Source organism: Phocaeicola sp., assembly GCF_048170425.1.
GTDB lineage: Bacteria > Bacteroidota > Bacteroidia > Bacteroidales > Bacteroidaceae > Phocaeicola.
Window position 1 is genome coordinate 1 of the sequence record NZ_DBEXBB010000257.1, and the last position, 5,629, is coordinate 5,629.

The window sequence follows — 5,629 nt, forward strand, 5'->3', positions numbered from 1 at the left end:
TTCTTTTTAGCCAAGTTGTTTTGTTTAAAATCAACAGCTCTCTGCTGTTGATAAGATTATCTTTATACAAAGAAAGTGATTTCCGGGGAATAAACGTGGTTTTTTCTGTTAAGATGCTGAAAAACTATTATCTTTGCCACATTCTTTTTACAAAAATATGATATGGATGAGATAGGAGCGTTTTCTCGTGAACGCGAGATTTATAAGGTGACTCTGGTGGGTAGTCTGGTTAATATTCTGCTGGTGGTCTGTAAGTTTGCAGCAGGCTTCTGGGGAAAGAGTGCGGCGATGATTGCCGACGCAGTACACTCTTTATCGGATTTGATAACAGACTTGATTGTCATCGTGTTTGTGCGTATTTCCAGCAAACCGGAAGATAAAGGACATGATTACGGGCACGGAAAGTATGAAACGCTCGCCACATTACTGATTGGGGCAGCTCTGCTGGCTGTAGGAATTGGTATTTGCTGGAGTGGAATAGAATCGATTATCAGTTTTGCAAAAGGAGAAGCTTTGCAGTCGCCCGGATGGATTGCACTGGTTGCCGCCATTGTGTCAGTGGTATCGAAAGAAATCTTGTTTCATTATACCCGTCTGGTGGGGAAACGCTGTAATAGTCCGGCTGTGATAGCCAATGCCTGGCACCATCGCAGCGATGCGTTTTCTTCCATTGGTACGGCCGTGGGTATTGGAGGAGCTATTCTGCTGGGAGAAAATTGGCGTGTGCTCGACCCGCTGGCGGCAGTGATTGTCAGTTTCTTTATTGTGCAGGTAGCCGTGAAGCAGCTGAAGGCTTGCATTGATGAATTATTGGAGCGCTCGTTGCCCGATGATATAGAGCAGGAAATTACGCAGACGGTATTGTCACTGGACGGTGTGTCGCAGCCGCATCATTTGCGTACCCGTCGTATCGGAAGTCATTATGCGATAGACATGCATGTGCGGATGGACGGAAATATCTCGTTGCATGAGGCGCATGAAAAGGCTACTGCCATTGAGCGGAAGTTGCGGGATACTTTTGGAGAGGATACCTACATCAGTATCCATGTAGAACCGGAAAAATAAGTTTATGGAGAAAAAAATATTAGTCACCGGTGCCAGTGGATTCATCGGGAGCTTTTTAGTGGAAGGTGCGCTGGAGCGCGGCATGCAGGTGTGGGCCGGTGTGCGGAAGAGCAGCAGCCGGAAATATTTGCAGGACTCGCGTATTCATTTTGCCGTATTGGATTTTACTGATTCCGACCGTCTGACCAGTCAGTTGGAAGAACAGAAACGCCAGTATGGGAAATGGGATTACATTATCCATTGTGCCGGGGTGACCAAATGCCTGGACAAGGCCGATTTTGAAATCGGGAATTACTGGGCTACCCGACATTTTATTGAAACATTGAAGCGATTGGACATGCTTCCCGTGAACTTTATTTACATAAGTTCGTTAAGTATATTTGGACCGATTCGGGAAAAAGACTATTCATCCATTTGTGAAACGGACACTCCCCGGCCTAATACGGCGTATGGACTGAGTAAGCTGCATACCGAGGAATATCTGAAATCCTTGGCTAATTTCCCTTATGTGATATTTCGTCCGACGGGAGTTTACGGCCCACGGGAACGCGATTATTTCCTGATGGCGAAGTCCGTGCAGCAACATGTGGATTTCGCGGCAGGGTTCAAACGCCAGGATATTACGTTTGTGTTTGTGAAGGATTTGGTACAGGCCATTTGTCTGGCTATTGAAAAAAATGTGACAGACCGGGCCTATTTTGTGAGCGACGGGAAAGTGTATAGTAGTCATACGTTTTCCGATTTGATTCGGAAGGAATTGGGAAACCCGTGGATGATTCGTTTCGTTTGTCCGTTGTTCCTTTTGAAAGCCATTTCATTTGTGGCAGAGAATGTAGGACGAATGTTCCGTAAGACGAGTACACTGAACTGCGATAAATACCGTATTATGAAACAGCGCAACTGGCGGTGCGACATCTCACCGCTGGAAAAGGAATTAGGATATGTTCCCGAATATCCATTGGAAAGAGGTGTAAAAGAAATCATTGCCTGGTATAAAAAAGAAGGATGGCTATAGAACTGAAGTTATTTGAACGAGTAGAAAGTGGAAAGGGACTGTTTGCAGTAGAAAGCATCAGTTTGATTTACAATGCACTGACCACTATTTTGATTTTGCTTTTGTATCCCCGGATGGATCATCCCGGGATGATGTTGTTGGAGCGTTTGGGCATTGTGGTCTTGACGTTCGTTCTGATATATTTGTATCAGGCATTTCCCTGCCGTCTGACGGCTTTTGTCCGTATGGTCGTGCAAATGTCGCTGTTGGCCTACTGGTATCCGGATACGTTTGAATTCAACCGCTTGTTCCCGAACCTGGATTACGTGTTTGCTTCCGCTGAGCAGGCTATTTTCCATTGCCAGCCTTCCGTGGAATTTAGCAAGCTGTGTCCTTCCATGTGGTTCAGTGAGCCTTTCAACATGGGGTATTTCTTTTACTATCCCATGATGCTGATTGTGGTGGTATATTATTTCCTGACCCGTTTTGAATGGTTTGAGAAGATTTGCTTTGTGCTGGTCACCTCTTTTTTCATTTACTATTTGTTTTATATTCTGGTGCCGGTGGCCGGACCGCAATTTTATTTTCCGGCCATTGGAATGGATAAAGTGAACGCTTGTGATTTTCCGGCAATAGGAGATTATTTTAATGACAATAACTTTTTACTTCCAGGGCCGGGATATGAACACGGATTCTTCTATAATCTGGTAGAAGCCTCACAGGAAGTAGGGGAGCGTCCTACGGCTGCTTTCCCCAGCTCACATGTGGGAATCTCTACGATTGTGATGATTATGGCCTGGCGCGTGAACCGGAAATTAGCCTACATTCTGTTCCCGTTCTATGTGCTGCTTTGCTGTGCCACAGTGTATATTCAGGCGCACTATCTGATTGATTCACTGGTGGGACTTATTACCGCTTTCTTCGTATATCAGCTGGCTACGCTGATGTATAAGCGCTGGTTTATTTCTCCGGTCTTTAAACGGATGTATTAAAAAAATCGGTAAGGATTAATCCTTACCGAAAGTAGCTTCTATATGGTCTAATATACCATTCAGTTCATTCAATGTTTCTGCGCGGAGCATGGCAATGCGTGTGTCCTTGAAATTAGGAATCCCTTTGAAGAGAGGAGATGCGGCTAAATGACGACGCACGTGCAGGATACCTCTGCGTTCATCCAGCAGGTTTACACTGTCGAGCACTTCCTGACGTAATACGTCCATCCGCCATTTGAAAGAAAGGGGCGGTAACTCTTCACCTGTTTCCAGATAATGTTTTACTTCCTTGAAAATCCAGGGACGTCCGAAGCTGGCTCGTCCAATCATGATGGCATCTACTCCGTATTGCTCAAAACATTCTTTGGCACGTTGTGGGGTAGTGATGTCACCGTTTCCGATAATGGGAATACGCATTCTCGGATTTTTCTTGACTTCTCCAATCAGGGTCCAGTCGGCTTCACCGGTATACATCTGTGCACGGGTACGTCCGTGGATGGTCAGTGCTTCAATTCCGCAGTCCTGTAATTGTTCCGCCAGTTCTACGATAATCTTGTGCTCTGCATCCCATCCCAGGCGAGTTTTCACGGTAACCGGAATTTTTACGGCATCTACTACCGCCCGGGTAATTTCCAACATCTTGGGTACGTTCTGTAGCATGCCGGAGCCGGCGCCTTTTCCTGCCACCCGTTTTACCGGACAACCGAAATTCAAATCCAGTATATCTGGTTGAGCTTGTTCTACGATGCGGGCGGCTTCCACCATGGTATCCGTATCCTTTCCGTAAATCTGAATGGCCACCGGACGTTCCTTTTCGCTGATGTTCAGTTTCAGCATGGTCTTTCCTACCGAACGAATCAGGGCATCGCTCGATACGAATTCCGTGTACACCATGTCGGCACCAAACTGCTTGCACATCAGGCGGAATGCAGGATCGGTGACGTCCTCCATCGGTGCCAGCAATACTGGCTTTTCTCCTAAATCTATGTTTCTAATTTTCATTGCCTTGATATTGTCGCGCAAAGGTAGTGAAATTTTATTATATCCTGAAAAAACGCTACCTTTGCACCGTAATATCATAATAGCAGAAATGAGTTATACAATCAAAGATTTTGAAATCATGGCACCCGTGGGCTCACGCGAGTCATTGGCGGCAGCCCTTCATGCCGGAGCTGATTCCATTTATTTCGGTATTGAAAGCTTGAACATGCGTGCGCGTTCGGCGAGCACTTTTACCATAGACGATTTGCGTGAAATCGCCAAAATATGTGATGAACATGGAGTAAAGAGTTACCTGACCATTAATACCATTATTTACGACGAAGATATTGTTTTGATGCGTAAAATAGTGGATGCGGCAAAAGAGGCGGGTATCAGTGCGGTCATTGCAGCCGATGTGGCAGTAATGGTTTATTGTAATGAAGTGGGACAGGAGGTGCACCTTTCCACTCAGTTGAACATCAGTAATGCAGAAGCATTGAAATTTTATTCACGTTTTGCCGATGTGGTGGTACTGGCACGTGAGTTGAACTTGAAGCAGGTACGCAAGATTTACGATGCCATTCAGGAACAGCAAATCAAGGGTCCGATGGGGGAACTGGTTCGTATCGAAATGTTCTGTCATGGGGCTTTATGTATGGCCGTTTCCGGGAAATGCTATCTGAGCCTGAACGAGTTGAATGCTTCGGCCAATCGCGGAGCTTGCATGCAGGTATGCCGTCGTGCATATACGGTAAAGGATAAAGAAAGTGACATTGAACTGGAGGTGGATAATCAGTACATCATGTCGCCGAAAGATTTGAAGACCATTCATTTTATGGACGAGATGATTGAAGCGGGTGTGCGGGTGTTCAAGATTGAAGGTCGTGCCCGTGGTCCTGAGTATGTACGTACAGTAGTAGAATGCTATAAGGAAGCTATCCAGTCGTACATTGACGGTACATTCTCCGAAGAAAAGGTAGCCAACTGGGATGAACGACTGAAGACCGTATTCAATCGTGGGTTCTGGAACGGTTATTATTTAGGACAGCGTTTGGGTGAATGGAGCAAGAACTACGGTTCGGAAGCAACGGAGCGTAAAGTATATGCCGGACGTGGAATCAAGTACTTCTCTAACATCGGAGTGGCTGAATTCCTGATTGAAGCCTCAGAAATTAAAGTCGGCGATAAATTGTTGATTACCGGTCCTACTACTGGTGCCATGTATGTCACCTTGGATGAGGCTCGCGTAGATTTGAAACCGGTGGATGTGGTGAAGAAGGGGGTACATGTGTCATTTAAAGTGCCCGACCGTATCCGGCCCAGCGATCGTTTGTACCGCATGGTGCCCGCTGAAGAATTGAAGGCAAAACGGAAAGAGTAAGTTTATTTGAAGAATAGCGATAGTATCCTGTCAGGGCTTCTAAAAAGGAGCCTTGACAGGATTTTTTTATGAGAATAGGATATAAACCCCTCGGTTAATTACTTGTTGAAAGACTTGTGAATATAATTGTTGATATCCTAATTTTTCATTGATTATCAGTGTGGTATGTGAATTAACAGATTGTGAATTACTTGTGAATATTAAATAAGTCCTTTC

The 5,629-nt window shown here is 45.4% G+C and carries 5 protein-coding genes; 4 read left to right on the forward strand and 1 reads right to left on the reverse strand.

All coding sequences use genetic code 11. The features are described from left to right. Positions 1-162: 162 nt before the first annotated feature. The 3 genes from ACMJ0U_RS10190 to ACMJ0U_RS10200 are packed head-to-tail and all read left to right on the forward strand — an operon-like array spanning position 163 to position 3,051. Positions 163-1,065: a cation diffusion facilitator family transporter gene (locus ACMJ0U_RS10190; protein ID WP_417129825.1), complete on the forward strand. Its 903-nt coding sequence runs from the start codon at positions 163-165 to the stop codon at positions 1,063-1,065. 4 nt (positions 1,066-1,069) lie between these two features. Then, a complete protein-coding gene (locus ACMJ0U_RS10195; RefSeq protein ID WP_417129826.1) occupies positions 1,070-2,080 on the forward strand; it encodes an NAD-dependent epimerase/dehydratase family protein in 1,011 nt (336 codons plus the stop codon). Continuing rightward, positions 2,077-3,051, forward strand: a complete 975-nt coding sequence (locus ACMJ0U_RS10200; protein ID WP_417129829.1) for a phosphatase PAP2 family protein — start codon at positions 2,077-2,079, stop codon at positions 3,049-3,051. The genes ACMJ0U_RS10195 and ACMJ0U_RS10200 overlap by 4 nt, the downstream gene beginning before the upstream one ends. A 15-nt stretch (positions 3,052-3,066) precedes the next feature. On the opposite strand, the gene dusB is transcribed toward ACMJ0U_RS10200, so the two are convergent. Continuing rightward, entirely contained in the window at positions 3,067-4,053 is a 987-nt protein-coding gene (dusB, locus tag ACMJ0U_RS10205) for a tRNA dihydrouridine synthase DusB (RefSeq protein ID WP_417129827.1), read from the reverse strand. A gap of 88 nt (positions 4,054-4,141) precedes the next feature. Here dusB and ACMJ0U_RS10210 point away from each other — a divergent pair, with 88 nt between their 5' ends. After that, positions 4,142-5,413 carry a peptidase U32 family protein gene (locus tag ACMJ0U_RS10210; protein ID WP_417129828.1) on the forward strand — a complete coding sequence of 424 codons (1,272 nt, stop codon included), beginning with the start codon at positions 4,142-4,144 and terminating at the stop codon, positions 5,411-5,413. The last annotated feature ends 216 nt before the right edge of the window (positions 5,414-5,629 follow it).